Source organism: Sphingomonas sp. Leaf62 (assembly GCF_001421915.1).
Classification (GTDB): domain Bacteria; phylum Pseudomonadota; class Alphaproteobacteria; order Sphingomonadales; family Sphingomonadaceae; genus Sphingomonas.
The window spans coordinates 268-15,259 of sequence record NZ_LMLN01000003.1 but is presented as its reverse complement, the minus strand read 5'-3'; the positions used below and the strand labels follow the sequence as shown (position 1 = coordinate 15,259).

Annotated in this window: 13 protein-coding genes; 8 read left to right on the top strand and 5 right to left on the bottom strand. The window is 64.2% G+C overall.

The genetic code is table 11. The features are described 5' to 3' along the window. Positions 1–42: 42 nt before the first annotated feature. From ASE91_RS02385 to ASE91_RS02375, 3 genes are all read right to left on the bottom strand, one after another. Entirely contained in the window at positions 43–927 is an 885-nt protein-coding gene (locus ASE91_RS02385; protein WP_056622342.1) for a hypothetical protein, read from the bottom strand. Between the two features lie 79 nt (positions 928–1,006). Beyond that, complete coding sequence (locus ASE91_RS02380; protein ID WP_056622339.1) at positions 1,007–1,555, bottom strand: hypothetical protein; 549 nt, start codon at positions 1,553–1,555, stop codon at positions 1,007–1,009. 115 nt (positions 1,556–1,670) lie between these two features. Then, positions 1,671–2,552, bottom strand: a complete 882-nt coding sequence (locus ASE91_RS02375) for a 3'-5' exonuclease (protein WP_056622337.1) — start codon at positions 2,550–2,552, stop codon at positions 1,671–1,673. A gap of 208 nt (positions 2,553–2,760) precedes the next feature. Between ASE91_RS02375 and hsdR the strand changes: the two genes are divergently transcribed. The 8 genes from hsdR (at position 2,761) to ASE91_RS02330 (ending at position 11,684) form a co-directional block, all read left to right on the top strand. Then, positions 2,761–5,124 carry an EcoAI/FtnUII family type I restriction enzme subunit R gene (gene hsdR / locus ASE91_RS02370; protein WP_056622335.1) on the top strand — a complete coding sequence of 788 codons (2,364 nt, stop codon included), beginning with the start codon at positions 2,761–2,763 and terminating at the stop codon, positions 5,122–5,124. Positions 5,125–5,144: 20 nt separating this feature from the next. Further along, on the top strand, positions 5,145–6,710 hold the full coding sequence (locus ASE91_RS02365) for a class I SAM-dependent DNA methyltransferase (protein ID WP_056622332.1): 1,566 nt from the start codon (positions 5,145–5,147) through the stop codon (positions 6,708–6,710). Beyond that, entirely contained in the window at positions 6,707–7,846 is a 1,140-nt protein-coding gene (locus tag ASE91_RS02360; protein ID WP_056622330.1) for a restriction endonuclease subunit S, read from the top strand. The genes ASE91_RS02365 and ASE91_RS02360 overlap by 4 nt, the downstream gene beginning before the upstream one ends. A 16-nt stretch (positions 7,847–7,862) precedes the next feature. Continuing rightward, complete coding sequence (locus ASE91_RS02355) at positions 7,863–8,663, top strand: hypothetical protein (protein ID WP_056622329.1); 801 nt, start codon at positions 7,863–7,865, stop codon at positions 8,661–8,663. Positions 8,664–8,717: 54 nt separating this feature from the next. After that, positions 8,718–9,656: a hypothetical protein gene (locus ASE91_RS19100; RefSeq protein ID WP_156357617.1), complete on the top strand. Its 939-nt coding sequence runs from the start codon at positions 8,718–8,720 to the stop codon at positions 9,654–9,656. 93 nt (positions 9,657–9,749) lie between these two features. Further along, positions 9,750–10,262, top strand: a complete 513-nt coding sequence (locus ASE91_RS02340; RefSeq protein ID WP_156357616.1) for a hypothetical protein — start codon at positions 9,750–9,752, stop codon at positions 10,260–10,262. Positions 10,263–10,396: 134 nt separating this feature from the next. Next, entirely contained in the window at positions 10,397–11,371 is a 975-nt protein-coding gene (locus ASE91_RS02335) for a DNA N-6-adenine-methyltransferase (protein WP_056622321.1), read from the top strand. A gap of 25 nt (positions 11,372–11,396) precedes the next feature. After that, a complete protein-coding gene (locus tag ASE91_RS02330) occupies positions 11,397–11,684 on the top strand; it encodes a hypothetical protein (RefSeq protein WP_056622319.1) in 288 nt (95 codons plus the stop codon). A 2-nt stretch (positions 11,685–11,686) separates the two neighbouring features. On the opposite strand, the gene ASE91_RS02325 is transcribed toward ASE91_RS02330, so the two are convergent. Next, on the bottom strand, positions 11,687–12,811 hold the full coding sequence (locus ASE91_RS02325) for a hypothetical protein (RefSeq protein ID WP_056622317.1): 1,125 nt from the start codon (positions 12,809–12,811) through the stop codon (positions 11,687–11,689). A gap of 31 nt (positions 12,812–12,842) precedes the next feature. Then, positions 12,843–14,933, bottom strand: coding sequence for a hypothetical protein (locus tag ASE91_RS02320; RefSeq protein ID WP_156357615.1), 2,091 nt, complete (start codon positions 14,931–14,933; stop codon positions 12,843–12,845). Between the last annotated feature and the right edge of the window lie 59 nt (positions 14,934–14,992).

The window sequence follows — 14,992 nt, the reverse complement described above, 5'->3', positions numbered from 1 at the left end:
CGATGGGGACACCGATGGCACTTCCGGTGTCCCTTAATTCGCTTACGCCGCGTCCTGATGCAGCCATGGTGCCAACGTTTGCGCGTCTTTCGCTGCCGCGGCGCATTGTTTGGCGAACAGCCGTGTTCGCCGCGTCTCCAACTCGGCGATGTAGCCGCGCCCGCTGCGCATCTCGATCGCTCGGCGTAAGATGCGATCGGTAACCGCGTCGGCGCCAACCCGCGGATCGTGGAGCTGTCGCCAACGGGCAAGTAGTAACGCGGTGCTGATAACGTCCCCTTCGCACGCTTCCTGCACCGCATCCCACTGCTGGGCGTAGATCAGACGCGCGACTGCGAAGGCCGGCACGCTGATCTTGGCCGGGATGTCGAGGCTAGCGAGCACCTCCGCCATGTGGACCGGCTTCATCTTAAACCCGCCGGTGGTTGTCCTGGCGAAGTCGATGTGGCGCACGGGGTCGTTACCGCCAAAACCGAGCCAGCCCCATCCCTTTGGCAGGGTCAGCCCATGCCGCATCGCGCCGAGAGTCAGCAGCGGCACGTCGTGGAGCATGCCGGCCCAAGACACGAGTTCGGCCCCGTCCGGCGCATCAGCCAGCACTCGGAGGATGCCTGCAACTATGGCGCGCTCGTCGTGGTCCGGCTGGCTTAGTGTGACAAACCGCGACACGTCGATGTTGCCGTCCGGGTGCTCAACCAGCACCATCGCGGCGGCGGCGACGATCGTCTGGAACGGCCAGCGCGGGGTGGTCAGTGGATCCTCGTGGCGTTTGTAGCCACGCCGGCTCGGCTGATCGTTGTTGCTGGGGACGTAGCGCTCCATCGCCTGATAGCGACGGTGTCCCGTCTCGTCGGTGACCGCGCTCTCGATATCGAGCACGACATAGGCACGCGGACGGCGCGGTTCGAACGGGTTGTCGATCTTCATGATTTTTCTCCTCAGGGATATTCCCCGATCACGATGCTGATGGATAAGTGGACCCCGCCGAGGCGGGGTCCGCGGGGCATCAGCCGAAGCGAACGATGGTTTCGAACGACACTTCCGGCTCGCTCCACTCGGCGCCGGTGGGCACGAAGCGGTTGTTCTCGAGCAGCTCGTCTCCCAAAGTCGCGGCGGTGGCGCGGATGCGCTTCAACGCCAGCTTGCGGCCAGCGCCGATCGCCTTCGGCTTGCCGCGCACACGCACCAGCGCTCCCCGGCAATCCACCGCGAAGTATTCGTCCGCCCGGGTGCTGAGGAAAACGAGCGGAGCGTCGTCGTTGGCAGCATAAGGCACGACGCGATCGACGATATCGACGGTCAGCAGCTCGCGATAGACAATGGCGAAGCTGGTCGGCAGGGCGACACGGGTGTTCGCCCAGCCGGTGTAGACCGCATCCTTGCGCAGCGTCTGTGCGATGCGAGCCATTTCCGAGCTGACCGCCAAGTCCATTGTTCGTCCCGAGCAGAAGGCGATGCAGTCGTTCGCCGGCCGGAATGTCGGCCAGCCCATCTCGCGGCGGACGGCGAGCATGAAGTTCTGGTGATGCAGGGGTATGGTGCCGGTCTGTTGCATGGTGTTCGTTTCCTCATGTGACGGCCGTCATGGCCGGAGCATTTTCCCTTTCCCGGGGTGCTCACTTCATTTCGTTCTGAAAGAAGCCGGCACGCCGAGGCGTGCCGGTGGGGACTCAGCGATGGCGCTGATGCCAGGTGATCGGCGTCATCCGCGGCAGCGGGCCGTGCGGCGCGATGTCTTGGCGGAACCAGCGCTCTTCTTCGACGCATTCGTCCTTTGCGATTTCGATCCACCAGACGCGATTGCGCGCATCCCAACGATAGCCGCGGGCCTTAAGCTCGCCGCGGCGATCAAATGGAGCACCGGTCGCCTCGAACCGAACGGTGGGTCGCTCGGCGTTGGCGAGCAAATCGCCGATGACGGTGCCGCCGTGCGGCAGCCTGTGCGCTAGTAGATGGATCAGGCTGACCACATCCGCCATCGCCCGATGCGCACCGTTGAATCGGTCGATCTGCATCAGCAAATGGCCGAGCTTTCGACCATCGAACCCAGCATCCAGCCAGTCGAAGTCGTTGGCTGAGCAAGCCCAGGCCGCGCCCGCTAGACCGGGCAGCAGGTTCTCGATGAACGCCGCGTCGAATGCACAGTTATGGGCGACCAGCACGTCTGCGCAAGCCAGCCGCCGCTCGAGGCGATCGAGGTCGATTGTCTTGCCGCGCACGTCGGCATCGGTGATGCCGGTCAACCGGGTGATGTGCGGCGGGATCGCCACGCCTGGATCGCGCAGCGCCTGCCCGGCGCTCAGGATGCCGGCGATCTCGCCGGCGGCATCCACTTCCAGCGTCACGACCGCAACGTCGATGATCTCATCCATCAGCGCGTCGGTCCCCGTGGTTTCAGTGTCCAGAACGGCAATTTTACGGAATGGCCCGTTCCCACGGGGCGCCAGCGGAAGGGCGTCGAGCGACGATACGCGGCGCAGGATGCGGATGTCTGGGTTGTCGGCCTGCCCGGTCATCAGGGCGTTGGCCGCCAAGTGGCGGATCTCGTGCATCGTTGGTCTCCTTGAAGACCGAGCGGCAGCGAGGAGGGTTTTCCCCTCTGCATCTTCGGTCACGGAAACGGCCCCCGGACAAGATTATGTGCGCATCGGCGCCGCGGCTAGCAGCCCTTGGCTTTTCCATCGAACCCACATGCGAAGCCCACTCAGCAAGGGAGCGGTTGCCACGTTGTTCTTCTGGCGGCACAACAGCGGTTAAGTTATGGCCACCGAAGCGGATACCTGTCGCAAGCTGATCGTCCCCCGCCTGCAAGCTGCCGGGTGGGACGACGCGCCGTGCGCGATCCAGGAACAGCGCACTTTCACCGATGGTCGCGTAATGTTCGTTGGTGGCCAGCCACGCCGTGGCCAAAGGAAGCGCGCTGATTACATCCTGCGCTACCGGCCCGATTACCCCATCGCCGTTATCGAGGCGAAGGCCGGTTATCGTTCCGCGCAGGACGGTGTGCAGCAGGCGCGCGACTATGCCGAGGTGCTGGGTTTACGCTTCGCTTACGCCAGCAACGGCCACGAGATCATCGAAATAGACATGGCCGCGGGAACCGAGGCTGTTCGTGCCGACTTCCCCACGCCGGACGAGTTGTGGGCGCGACTGCGCGACCGGCTCGACCTGCCTGAGCCTGCCGCCGAGCGCGTCCTCGAACCCGGCTTCCCGGACGCAGACCGGCCGCTTCGCTATTATCAAGAGATCGCGGTCAACCGGTCGCTGGAGGCGATCCACGGCGGCAAGCATCGCATCCTCCTCAACCTGTGTACCGGCGCCGGCAAGACCGCGGTCGCGTTCCAGATCTGCTGGCGGCTGTGGTCGGCGGGGTGGAACAAGCGTGGCGACCATCGCCGACCGAAGATCTTGTTCCTCGCCGACCGCAACATCCTAGTCGACGATCCGAAGGACAAGACCTTCACGCCCTTTGGGGACGCGCGGTGGAAGCTGGGCGCTTCATCGATCAGCCACGGCCGCGACGTCTATTTTTCGACCTATCAGGCGATCGCGGCGGACGAGCGCCGTCCCGGCCTCTATCGCGAGTTCGCACGCGACTTCTTCGACCTGATCGTTATCGACGAATGTCACCGCGGCAGCGCGCGGGCGGACAGTTCATGGCGCGAAATCCTCGACTGGTTCGAGCCGGCCTATCAGCTCGGCATGACCGCAACGCCACTGCGCGAGGAAAGCCGCGACACCTACGCCTATTTCGGTGATGCTCTCTATACTTACAGCCTTGCGCAGGGCATTGCCGACGGGTTCCTTGCGCCGTACCGCGTCCACCGCATCGTCACGGATATGGACGCGGTCGGCTGGCGGCCGAGTGCAGGCGAGCTAGATCGCTACGGACGCGAGGTGCCCGATGAAGAGTATCAGACCCGCGATTTCGAGCGAACCGTTGCCCTACGCGCCCGCACCGAGGCAATCGCCCGCCACCTGACCGACTTCCTCAAGAACACCGATCGCTACGCCAAGACGATCGTGTTCTGCGTCGATCAGGATCATGCCAGCGAAATGCGCGCCGCGCTGGTGCGGCTGAATGCCGACATAGTCGCGAAGCACCCGAATTATGTCGCCCGCGTCACGTCCGACGAAGGCGATATTGGCAAGGGGATGCTGAGCCGTTTCCAGGATCTGGAGGCGGAAACCCCGGTAATCCTTACGACGTCGCAGCTGCTCACCACTGGCGTCGACGCACCGACCTGCAAGAACGTGGTGCTAGCCCGTGTCGTTGGCTCGATGGCTGAGTTCAAGCAGATCATCGGTCGCGGCACGAGGCTGCGCGAGGACTATGGCAAGCTGTGGTTTTCCATTCTCGACTATACGGGAACGGCGACAGAGAAGTTCGCCGATCCGGCGTTCGACGGCGAGCCAGCGGCAGAGATCACGACCGAAATCGATGATACTGGCGAGGTCATATCGACCGAGGTGGACGAGCATGATGATGCCGAGACGGATGAGCCCGACGAGCCGACAACCACGGTGCTGCCGCCAGACGATGACGCCGACGGCCTGCCGCGCAAGTTCTACGTCGATGGCGGCGAGGTTGAGGTGGTCGCCCATCTCGTTTACGATCTCGACAGCGACGGTAAGCGGCTGACCGTCCGAAAGCTGACCGATTGGACCGGCGAGAAGGTGCGGACCCTGTTCGCCACTCCGGCGGCGTTCCGCGCCGAGTGGGCGATCCCCGACAAGCGCGGCGCGGTGATTGATGCGCTCGCCGAGCGCGGGATCGACCTGCACGCACTCGCCGCGGAAGCCGGTCGCCCGGACGATGATCCATTCGACCTGCTCTGCCACCTCGCCTGGAACGCGCCGCTGACAACCCGTGCTGAGCGTGCTCGCCGCCTGCGTGACGCGGGTATCTTTGATCGCTACGGTGACGATGCCCGTGCAATCTTGGATGCGCTGCTCGACCGCTATGCCAGCGGCGGCGCGGATGAGTTAGCGCTCCCGCAGGCACTGAAGGTCCAGCCTGTCTCGGATTACGGCAACCCCAGCGAGATCGCCCGCCGTTTCGGTGGTCCGCAGCCCATGCGCGAGGCCGTCGCCGAACTTACCGCCGCGCTCTACGCGGCCTGACCCGACACTGAAGGAACATCATGGCGCGCCCGCCGAAGAAAACAGCTGCCCCGCAGACTACCGTGCAACGCCTCGATTCGATCGTGAAATCAGCTCGTAAGATCATGCGCAAGGACAAGGGGCTGAACGGCGACCTTGATCGGCTGCCCGTGCTCACCTGGATCTTGTTTCTTAAGTTCCTCGACGATCTGGAGCGCGTGCATGAGGATGAAGCGGAGCTGGCGGGCGAGTCTTTCCACGCCGCCATCGAGGCGCCGTACCGCTGGCGCGACTGGGCGGCCGACAAGGCGGGGATCACTGGCCCTGACCTACTGTCCTTCATTAACGCAGACGAGCCGGTCCGGCCCGACGGCACGAAGGGCCCAGGCCTATTCGCCTATCTGCGCGGCCTTCGCGGACGGAACGGCGGGCGCGACCGTCGCGACGTAATCGCCACGGTCTTCCGCGGCATTCAGAACCGCATGATCGACGGCTATATCCTGCGCGAGGTCATCAACCTCGTCGATCGAATCCATTTCGACAGCTCGAACGAAATGCACACGCTCGGCCGGCTTTACGAAACGCTGCTGCGCGAGATGCGCGACGCCGCCGGCGACAGCGGCGAGTTCTACACGCCGCGGCCGGTCGTCCGCTTCATGGTGGAGAGGATCGACCCGCAGATCGGCGAGAAGGTGCTGGATCCCGCTTGTGGCACCGGCGGCTTTCTGACCGAGTCGTACGCGCACATGGCGCGTCAGGCCGACGGCGTGGAAAAGCAGCAGCAGCTTCAGGCTGGATCGTTGATCGGTGTCGAGGCCAAACCGCTGCCTTATCTGCTGGTGCAGATGAATCTGTTGCTCCACGGGCTGGAGGCCCCCGACATCGATCCTGGGAACGCGCTGCGCCACCGCCTCGCCGATATCGGCGAACGGGAACGGGTGGAGGTGATCTTGTCCAACCCGCCTTTCGGTGGCGAGGAGGAGGCGGGCATTCTCTCCAACTTCCCCGACGATCGCCGCACGGCGGAGACAGCCCTGCTGTTTCTCCAGCTCATCATGCGCAAACTGAAGCGTAAGGGTAAGGGCCGCGCCGCAGTGGTCGTGCCACACGGCGTGCTGTTCGGCGATGGTGTCGCCGCGCGAATCAAGGCGGACCTGCTGGAGCGGTTCAATCTCCACACCATCGTCCGCCTGCCCGAAGGCGTATTCGCACCATACACCGACATCGCCTCGAACCTGCTGTTCTTCGACACCACCGGCCCGACCGGCGACATTCACTATTGGGAACAGCCGGTGCCCGAGGGGCGTAAGAAGTACAGCAAGACCGCGCCACTCCAGTCCGTCGACCTCGCCGACCTCACCGCATGGTGGGAAGTGCGTAGCGAGGACGCCCGCGCCTGGGTGGTGAACGGCTCATCGCTGATAGAGCGCGATGGCGACGGCATAATCCGCGCGGTCAACCTCGACCAAAAGAACCCCAACGCTAAGGCTGCCGAGGATCACCGCATACCTGCGGAGATCGTCGCCGCCGCCCTGAAGAAAGAGCGCGAGGTGCTGGCGATCCTCGAAGAGCTTCACGAGCTGGCGGCGGAGCGAGACGCGGCATGACATGGCGGATGGTAACGTTGGGGGAGATCGCGCAGCTCAATTGCCGCGGAGAAGCGCCTGAGCCAGATCTAACCTATCGTCTCGCCGGCGTCCGTTGGTGGGGCGAAGGTGCTTACCAGTATAAGATCGTTTCCGGCGCGGAAACGCAGGCAAAGCAGCTGAATCGGATCGAGCCCTACGATCTTATCATCAACAAAATTTGGGCGCGTCACGGCAGCATTGCAGTTGCTGGCGAAGACATGGCAGGCGCTTACGGCTCGTCCGAGTTTCCAACCTTTGTGATGGACGGCAAGAAGGTAGAGCCCCGCTTTGTTCACTGGTTTAGCAAAACCAAGCTCGCTTGGTCGCAATGCGAGCTTCTGTCACGAGGAACTAGCGGCAAGAACAGGGTAAAGCCCGAGCGATTTCTATCAATCCGACTGCCTCTTCCGCCACTGGCCGACCAACGGCAGATCGTGGCGCGGCTAGATGCGGCAGCGGTGGCGATCGAACGAGTCGAGGAGCTGCGGAGCGAGATCGATAAAGATCTTGCTGCGTTCATCATCCGCTCCAACGAAACATACGAGGCGCAGCCGACCCGGTTGGCCAACGCCCTTACTCTCGACGAAGACCGCGTCGCGGTTTCCGCAGACGCCATCTACCCGCAAGTCGGTATTCGCGGCTTCGGAGGCGGGTTGTTCCGCAAAGGCGGCGTGACGGCCGCTGACACCACGTATCGCCACTTCAACCGCCTTGCAGCCGGCCAGTTCGTGGTTAGCCAAGTCAAAGGATGGGAGGGTGCCGTTGCCGTCTGCTGCGACGAGTTCGCGGGCCTGTTTGCGTCGCCCGAATACCGAACCTTCCGGTGTAATCCGGCCACGCTCAACCCGGCCTATTTCGCGCACCTTTCCCGCACGCCCTGGTTTCACGCCAAGCTCGCGCCCGCAACGCGCGGCCAAGGCGCGCGTCGCGAGCGGCTAAGGCCGGAGATGCTACTCGCGATCACCATCCCACTGCCGCCGGTCGACGTGCAGGATCGCCTCGTGCCGCTTTTCGACAGGGTCGCGGCTGCGGCTGCAAACAGCGGAGGAGCCGATCTCGACCATTTACTTCCCGCGATGCTGAACGAGACATTCGGTACGAGCGCGGGCGCATGAGCAAGGGGCCACGACCATGGCGAAGCTGAATCGTAAGCAGATCGAGGACGCCACCCGCGCCGTGCTCGAACGCCACCCCGGCGGGGTGCGCTGGGCCGAGGTGCTGAAAGCGGTCGCCGCCGACCACCCGGAGACGCCGATCAACTCGATCCGGGGCGCGACGCACCATCTGTTCCAGCGCGGCGACGGAATCGTGAAGATTGCGCGCGGAACCTATCAGCTGACCCGCTTCGCCGACAGTGATGCCGCTGCCGTCGACACCGATGTTCCTGCCGTGGCGCTGGAGGTGACCGATAACGCTTTCGACGTCGCGGTGCGCACCGCAGGCTCACTGACCGAACAGGATTTCTACGCCAGCTTCGCCGAATGGCTGGAGGAGAATGACGAGGTAACCGTGGGTGCAGCGCTCGGCGGCAGCAGTCTTGGCGGCAAGTGGGGCACGCCTGACGTAATCGGTGTCCTTCGCCCCCGTGCACAAGACATCTTCAAGTTCGAACCGCAGATCGTGACCGCGGAGATCAAGGCGACGCCCGCGCAGCCCGTTGTCGCATTCGGCCAGGCGGTCGCCTACCGCCTGTTCAGCCATAAGAGCTATATCGTCGTGCCCCGCACCACGACCAGTGACGACATGAACCGACTGACCTCGCTGTGCAGCATTCACGGTGTCGGTTTGGTTGTGTTCACCCTCGATCGCGAGCTACCGGATTACGCCGTTGTCGTTCTGCCGGCAGTCGCCAACCCCGACATGTTCTACGTAAACACCATGCTCGACCGCCTGAAGGCAAGCGAACCGAGGTTGCTGAACCGGCTGTTCTAGCTACAGCGCCGGTGAACGCTTGCGTTGAACTCAGCGGCGCGCCACCGTGCTGTCATGGTTGACGCCTTTCACCGCTGGTGCTTGTTCTGCCACGCCGAGCTTCGGTCTGGAGCACGCAACGGCCCTCGCGTACATCTTTCCGACTACGCCGACGATATTGTGCACCGGTCCGCCGCAGGTGAGGCCATGCGCATCTACGAACACGAAAACCGTGTCGCTCGCATCGCGCACGCGCGACTTTTGGACTTGCCGAACGGCAGTCGCGCATTGGCAATGGTGATCACCTTGGGCGATCGCCGCGGTGCCAACCCGGCCTTTGTCCATTTCCGGCAAGGTCATGCTCGAGAAGCAGAGCGGCTGGAGGGCGAGGTGGTCGGCGTGAGCGCCCATTGCATCGTCGAACTCGACGAGGACCCGGATCATGTTGGCCGGCACCGCATGATGATCGAGGAAGCGCGCGGCATGGGTCGAACGCCGATCAATCTACTATTTAATAGTGAACTGAAGGCGATCTCGACGGGTCGCGACGAACGCTTCGTCAATCCCGATACCGGCAACCCCAACCAGGTTCGCCCCGTTTTACAGATTTGGCCACAGCAGTCCCGTCAGATGCAACAGGCCCTTGAGAACGGCACGCTCAGCATGATCGAGCTTTATGACACCGGTCAGATCCCGGCCTTCGATGAGCAGCCGGAATTCAGTGTGCAGCGTCGCACCTTGAAGGTGAAGGTCACGCCAGCCGCAGACGGTATGGCTGGAGCACTTGAACGTCTTCGAGCTATCGGACGCGAACAGGGCTATACGATGCTGAAGGTCAACTGGCGCATGCCTGGCGGTGACAGCGGCACGTCCGAAACACATATCGATCTCGCCGACATCGGCACCGCCCTCCTTTCACGCCGTGAGTTGATCACAGTCGAGCACGCAATGTCGGAATGCACCCATCAACTCAATGACGAGTTCGTTCAGGCAATCACGGCTCTGTTCGTGTAGGATGGTCTGGTGTCCCGTCGCCCGCCCATGCTTCTCACTCCGCTCCGGTACTGGTCGATCCAGCACCCGGTAAAGCGCCGTTGGGATCTAACGATGCCGGCGGTCGGTGCCATCGGCCTGACCAGCGCCCTGCTTTTCTGGCCCTCGATACCGTCGCCTTACGCAACGGGCGGCTTCCTTTCTAGCCTGCAGAACCTGTTTGCGATCCTTGGAGGTTTTTTCGTTTCGGCTCTTACGCTGGTAGCCACGTCATCAACGCCCGGCTTGCTTCAACCGTTGGCGGGATCACCGCCGATCCGCCTGAAGGGGCAAACCGTGCCGCTGACTCGGCAGCGTTTCCTGTCGCTGCTGTTTGGCTACCTCGCATTCTCGGCCTTCGCACTCTACGCGGTGGGCTTCTTCGCGATTATGATCGCACCGGGCGCGAAGACGTTTACGCCCGCTTGGTCGCATTCGTGGATCTCCGGCGGCTTCCTGCTGGGGTACACGTTCTGGTTGAGCCACGTGTTCGTCGCCACCATGGTCGGCCTGCACTATTTCACAGATCGGCTCCAGCGCCCCGACCCTGAGATTATCCGCAACGATCGCGGGAATACGGCAGGCTGAGGTCCGCGAAGACCGGCAGGTGTCCTTGCGGCTCCTATGACGTAGTTGCCTATGTTAGATTGATCCAGCTTCACGACCTTCGTCGTCGACAAGCACTATATCTGTGGACAGAATATGACCTATGACGGGGTCAAATGCTGATCGATGATTTGCGCGCCGCGCGACTTTCTGCCGGGTGGTCCCGGGTATCTCTGGCGCAACGAGTCGGCGTCGATCCGCAGACGATCAAGCGGCTGGAGAAAGGCGTGGGCTCGATGTCGACGCTGACGTCAGTGATGGCCGTGCTGGATTTCCGGCTCGCCGGGCTGGGGCCGGGCAGGACCCTGCACGAACAACTGCGCGCCAGTCGGCGCAGGCGCTCGATCTCTTTGGACGGCCTAGCCGCGAAGACGGGGCTGTCGAGGACGACAGTTGCGAGCCTTGAGCAAGGCGGCGGCTCGGTGGCCAGCCTGCTGCGCCTGCTGGCTGTGCTCGCCCCCAAGGCACGCAGGCGCGCGCGCGAGCGGACATATTGGGGGCAAGGCGACCGCGAAGATCGAGATGCCCGCTTCACCCCACCAGAGTTCCTCGCCTCGATCTATGCCGCATTCGGCAACATCGATCTCGACCCCTGCGGTCATGTTCTCAGCCCGGTCGTCGCACGACGGCGTATCCTTCTGAGCGAGAATGGGGACGGGCTGGTCGAGAACTGGGCAGGTAGGCTGGCGTTCGTCAATCCACCGTTTTCCGAACTGCTCGTCTGGTTGCGACGCGCTCACGATCAATGGCAGCGAGGTCATGTGCAGACGGTCGTTTGTCTCGTGCCTGTCAGGACCGATTCGCACCTCTTCCACGAGACGCTGTCGGTGGACGCCGACATCTTCCTGCTTCGCGGACGCGTGCGGTTTCTCGACAGCCGCGGGAAACGACAGGGTACGCCCTTCTCACTGATGCTGCTGACGTTTGGTGCTACCGAGTCGCAGAGGGATCGATATGCGGGCTTGGTCCTGGGTATCTGGCTGGCGCGCAGATCCGTGCCTGCGGTCGCGGCATCGATGCTCCGGCGGCGTGATGCGGAGCCAAGACCGTTTGACAACAGCACCATCGGTCCACCGTTGATCTACCCGTAACGACAGGACGCCTATGGATCGTGCTATGACGGAAGCTGACAAAAAATTGCTGGCCGAACAGGCCGCCTGGATCGGCCCGGTCGTGGAGGCGTCCCGCGCACTGCTGGAGTCGATGCGACCGATGCCGCTCTGCGTCGTCTGCCCCTCGGCGCAATGGTACCGGATCGAGGATGAGAAGGGCGAGAAGCGCCTGGAGGCATTCTGCACCGAGTTCCGCGGCGTGATGTATGACCACCGCCGCCGCGGGGTGACCGCCTGCGATGCGCGCACCGATGCCATCGAACGCGAGAAGCCGTCAAACAGGCAGGACTGAGATCAGCCGCCGAGGCCCAAATCAGGCAGGCCGCGGAAGCGGCGCGCGACGGGTGATGCGCGTGCCGTCTCTTCCGCACCCGGCCGGGCAATCCGCCGACCCGGCTGGGTCAGGCCGTTGCCATCGCGACGCTCGATCGCATCACCGGCGGCCATCGCCCGATCGCGCGACGCCCGGGCGCGGCGCCATGCGGCCCCCGGCTGGGTGCCGACCGGCTCGGCAACGCTGCGGGCCGGGGCCTCGACCGGTCGTGCGGCCACGGCTCGACCGAGGGCCTGCTGGATCGTCGCGTCGTTCCGCCACGCCGCAACCAGCATGCGGATGCTCGGGGGCGCGTCATCGACGAGTCGCCAGCCATCGCCGTCCGGGACGAGATCGTGCGGCGACGTCTGCAAGTGGATCGCAATCTGCGATACCTCGGCCGCCTGCCGGTCGGCGAGACCGGCGATGCGCTTGCGCACATCGTCCCCCGCGACGTCGGTTGGTGAAAGGCCGAACCGGGCCAGCAGACGTGGTTCCACGATGGGGACGCCCTGTTCTCGCGCGAGGTAATGCCGTTCCCCAGCGATCGCGGCGAGCAGATCCTCCACTGGCTGATTGCGCTGGCCTTCCGTGGCGACTGACGGGCTGGTCGGCACAGCGGGCGCGAGCGCCACCGCCTCGCGCAACGCCGGCCAGACCCGACTCACGAGGGCGCGGAATGGCAAGTGGTCGCTCCACCGGGCGACATCGTCGCGTAATTCCGGGGGGAAGCGGTCGTCGAGGCGAATCGCGCCGTCCTCGACACGAAACGGCGACTGCCCCGACCAGTCATTGATCACTGGGTCAAGGCGATCGACCTGGCTGAACCCGATCGCCTCCAGCACTGTCTGAGCAGCGGGGGTATCGAGATCGGCGCGGGACAGGCCGCTGGCCTTCAACGCGGCATCGGACACGGTGAAATACCCGCGCTCGTCTTGGTCCGGCCATTCGTCATGGAGACGCAGTGCCTCGAAGGCGGCCGCGTTAAACAATTGCCGGTTACGCTGGGCCTTCTCGCCGATATCGGCATCACTGCGTCGTGCCTCCTCGCGCTTCAGCACCTCGACCAGTCGCTGCTGGGTCCGCCTATCGTCCGCGTCGATCAACGCCCGCTTGCGGATATTCCAGATGACCGGCTCAGCGATGCGCGGATAACGGACAGGCGTTCCGATCAGGGAAACCGATGGCGGCGACGCCGGCGACCCGCCTTCCCACCTGCGCCAGGACGGGGAGGGCGTTGATATACGGCGCGGACGGTAATTCGGCGCACGGCACATCCATCGTGGTCATGTGAGATGTCGCAGGATTCGTATGAGCGATGGCCGGCGGCGCGACAGCGATCGGCGCACCCACCCCGATCTCAGCCGTTCCTGCAGGTCCGGCCACGACGTCCGGCGCAGCGACGAAGGCCATGACGGGCGGTGAAGCAGCAATCAGCGGCGCGTTGACGACGTCAGCGACGATCTTGATGCGCGGCTGGTTCAACGATGGCGCAGCGTTTTGTGGCATGATCGCCAGCGGGGCGACATTTGACGGCAAGCTCGGCGCCGTATCGTGCTGGACATCGACGACGAGCGGCACACCTGGCAGCGATGGCGCGCTTGAAGTCGTTTCCGAGGCAGTGAGCAGAGGAATCGTGCCATCTCCCGGCGGCACGCTCGGTGCTATTACAGCGAACGATGGGGTCGATGGCATCGCTGGAGCGGGGACTGGCGCCGTAATCAGGGTCGGCAGAACTGGCGACGGCGTCGCCGACGGGATCGACCATGGGATATCGTTGGCCGGCGGTGATGGCGCGACAATCGGCGCGGGCTGCCTCACGACGGCAAAAGCCGGCGGACTATCGCCGAGCTGCGAAGCCGTGATGGTCGTGGCCGACCTGATCTCAACCGGCACGATGCTTGGTGTCAAAGTCATGCCTGGAATGTCGCTTAACGCGATGTAGTCAACGGCGACAGGCGCAGCTACTAGCGCCGGGATTGCTCTATCGCTTAGATCCGCAAGCCCGGTTTCCAGAAACGGCGACGCGGGTACGGCGGCAATTGCCCGCTTCAGATGTTCGAGTGCGGCGAGCCTTTCGCGCGCCCGATGCGCCCTGTCTTCCGCCTCGGCGCGCCGCTGTTTCGCCTCGTTGCGCGCGATCGTGGCGACGTGCTCGCCGCGGCGATGGGCAGCGGTGCCTTCCTGACCGACATGCTCGCCGCCGTCGCGGCCCATGCCGCGCTCGCGATAGGAAAGCGCGGTGAAGCTGCGGTCGAGGCCATGTTTCTGCGCCACTTCGGTCATCACCCGCGCGACGGTGTGGCGAATGAATCGCAGACCCTCTTGCCCATCGAGATCGGTCCGCAGATCATTGGACACGATGAAACTGCCGTCCGCCTGCCGCGCCATCGGCAGCAGGCCATAGTCGAGATGGAAATGCGGATTGTCGACCTTGGCGTCCGGGTCGGCTTCGTGCGCCGCGGCCGACCACGGCAGATCGCGTGTACCGAACAGTTCGTCGCCCAGCCGTTGCAGAACCTCGCGGCGGGCATCGACCGGCATGCCATAGGGGAAAGCGCCGATCATGCGGAACCCGAGCTTGGCGTTCTTGCGCATCTCGCGCAGCACCTGCTCTTGCAGGCCGAGCGCGTCGGCGACGTCATCGATGGTCTCGCCGATATTGCTGAGCACGATCTCGCGGCCGTCGCTGTCGAGCGTCACCGCAGCTTCGCGGGCGATATAGCGCCAGTGCCGACGCAGGCAGCCCGGACTGGCATGCCTGCCGCCGGCACGGACGTAGCGTATCCGCAGCATGATGCCCTCGCGGCCGAGCCGGTCGCGACGGGCAAGCGCGCTCGTCGTATTGCGCGTAACGATAACGCCCGAATGACCGGCGCGGACGGCTGTCAGTCGGGACGGCCGCGCGGAGGATGACGAGCGCCGCGGCTCCGGCCTTACCCGCACCTGCTTCGACAGGCGGCGGATTGCGGCGTCCATCTCGCGCTCGCCCGCCTCGAACTCGCGGCGGACGCGCGCTTCGGCGATCCGGTCGGCGACCTCGGCCTTAGCCTCGGCGCGCGCCTGCCGCAGGCGCGTCAGAGCGGCGCTCCGCTCTTGGCGCAACTGGGCGGCGAGGTCTCGGCAGGTGACGCGGAGGCGACTGCCGTCGGCAAGCAGGACGACGATACTACGGGTGGGGGGCGCAATGGACGGGCTTGCCCAGGACACAGAATTCGAAGAATTCATTTCTTGCGCTACCCCACCCTACCTACCCTCCTGCTATCTCTCCCAGAACCGACGAACTT

Bases quoted from the DNA above. Each gene is read 5' to 3' on its own strand.
- ASE91_RS02385 (WP_056622342.1), bottom strand. From the start codon at position 927: ATGAAGATCGACAACCCGTTCGAACCGCGCCGTCCGCGTGCCTATGTC.
- ASE91_RS02380 (WP_056622339.1), bottom strand. From the start codon at position 1,555: ATGCAACAGACCGGCACCATACCCCTGCATCACCAGAACTTCATGCTC.
- ASE91_RS02375 (WP_056622337.1), bottom strand. From the start codon at position 2,552: ATGCACGAGATCCGCCACTTGGCGGCCAACGCCCTGATGACCGGGCAG.
- hsdR (WP_056622335.1), top strand. From the start codon at position 2,761: ATGGCCACCGAAGCGGATACCTGTCGCAAGCTGATCGTCCCCCGCCTG.
- ASE91_RS02365 (WP_056622332.1), top strand. From the start codon at position 5,145: ATGGCGCGCCCGCCGAAGAAAACAGCTGCCCCGCAGACTACCGTGCAA.
- ASE91_RS02360 (WP_056622330.1), top strand. From the start codon at position 6,707: ATGACATGGCGGATGGTAACGTTGGGGGAGATCGCGCAGCTCAATTGC.
- ASE91_RS02355 (WP_056622329.1), top strand. From the start codon at position 7,863: ATGGCGAAGCTGAATCGTAAGCAGATCGAGGACGCCACCCGCGCCGTG.
- ASE91_RS19100 (WP_156357617.1), top strand. From the start codon at position 8,718: ATGGTTGACGCCTTTCACCGCTGGTGCTTGTTCTGCCACGCCGAGCTT.
- ASE91_RS02340 (WP_156357616.1), top strand. From the start codon at position 9,750: ATGCCGGCGGTCGGTGCCATCGGCCTGACCAGCGCCCTGCTTTTCTGG.
- ASE91_RS02335 (WP_056622321.1), top strand. From the start codon at position 10,397: ATGCTGATCGATGATTTGCGCGCCGCGCGACTTTCTGCCGGGTGGTCC.
- ASE91_RS02330 (WP_056622319.1), top strand. From the start codon at position 11,397: ATGACGGAAGCTGACAAAAAATTGCTGGCCGAACAGGCCGCCTGGATC.
- ASE91_RS02320 (WP_156357615.1), bottom strand. From the start codon at position 14,933: ATGAATTCTTCGAATTCTGTGTCCTGGGCAAGCCCGTCCATTGCGCCC.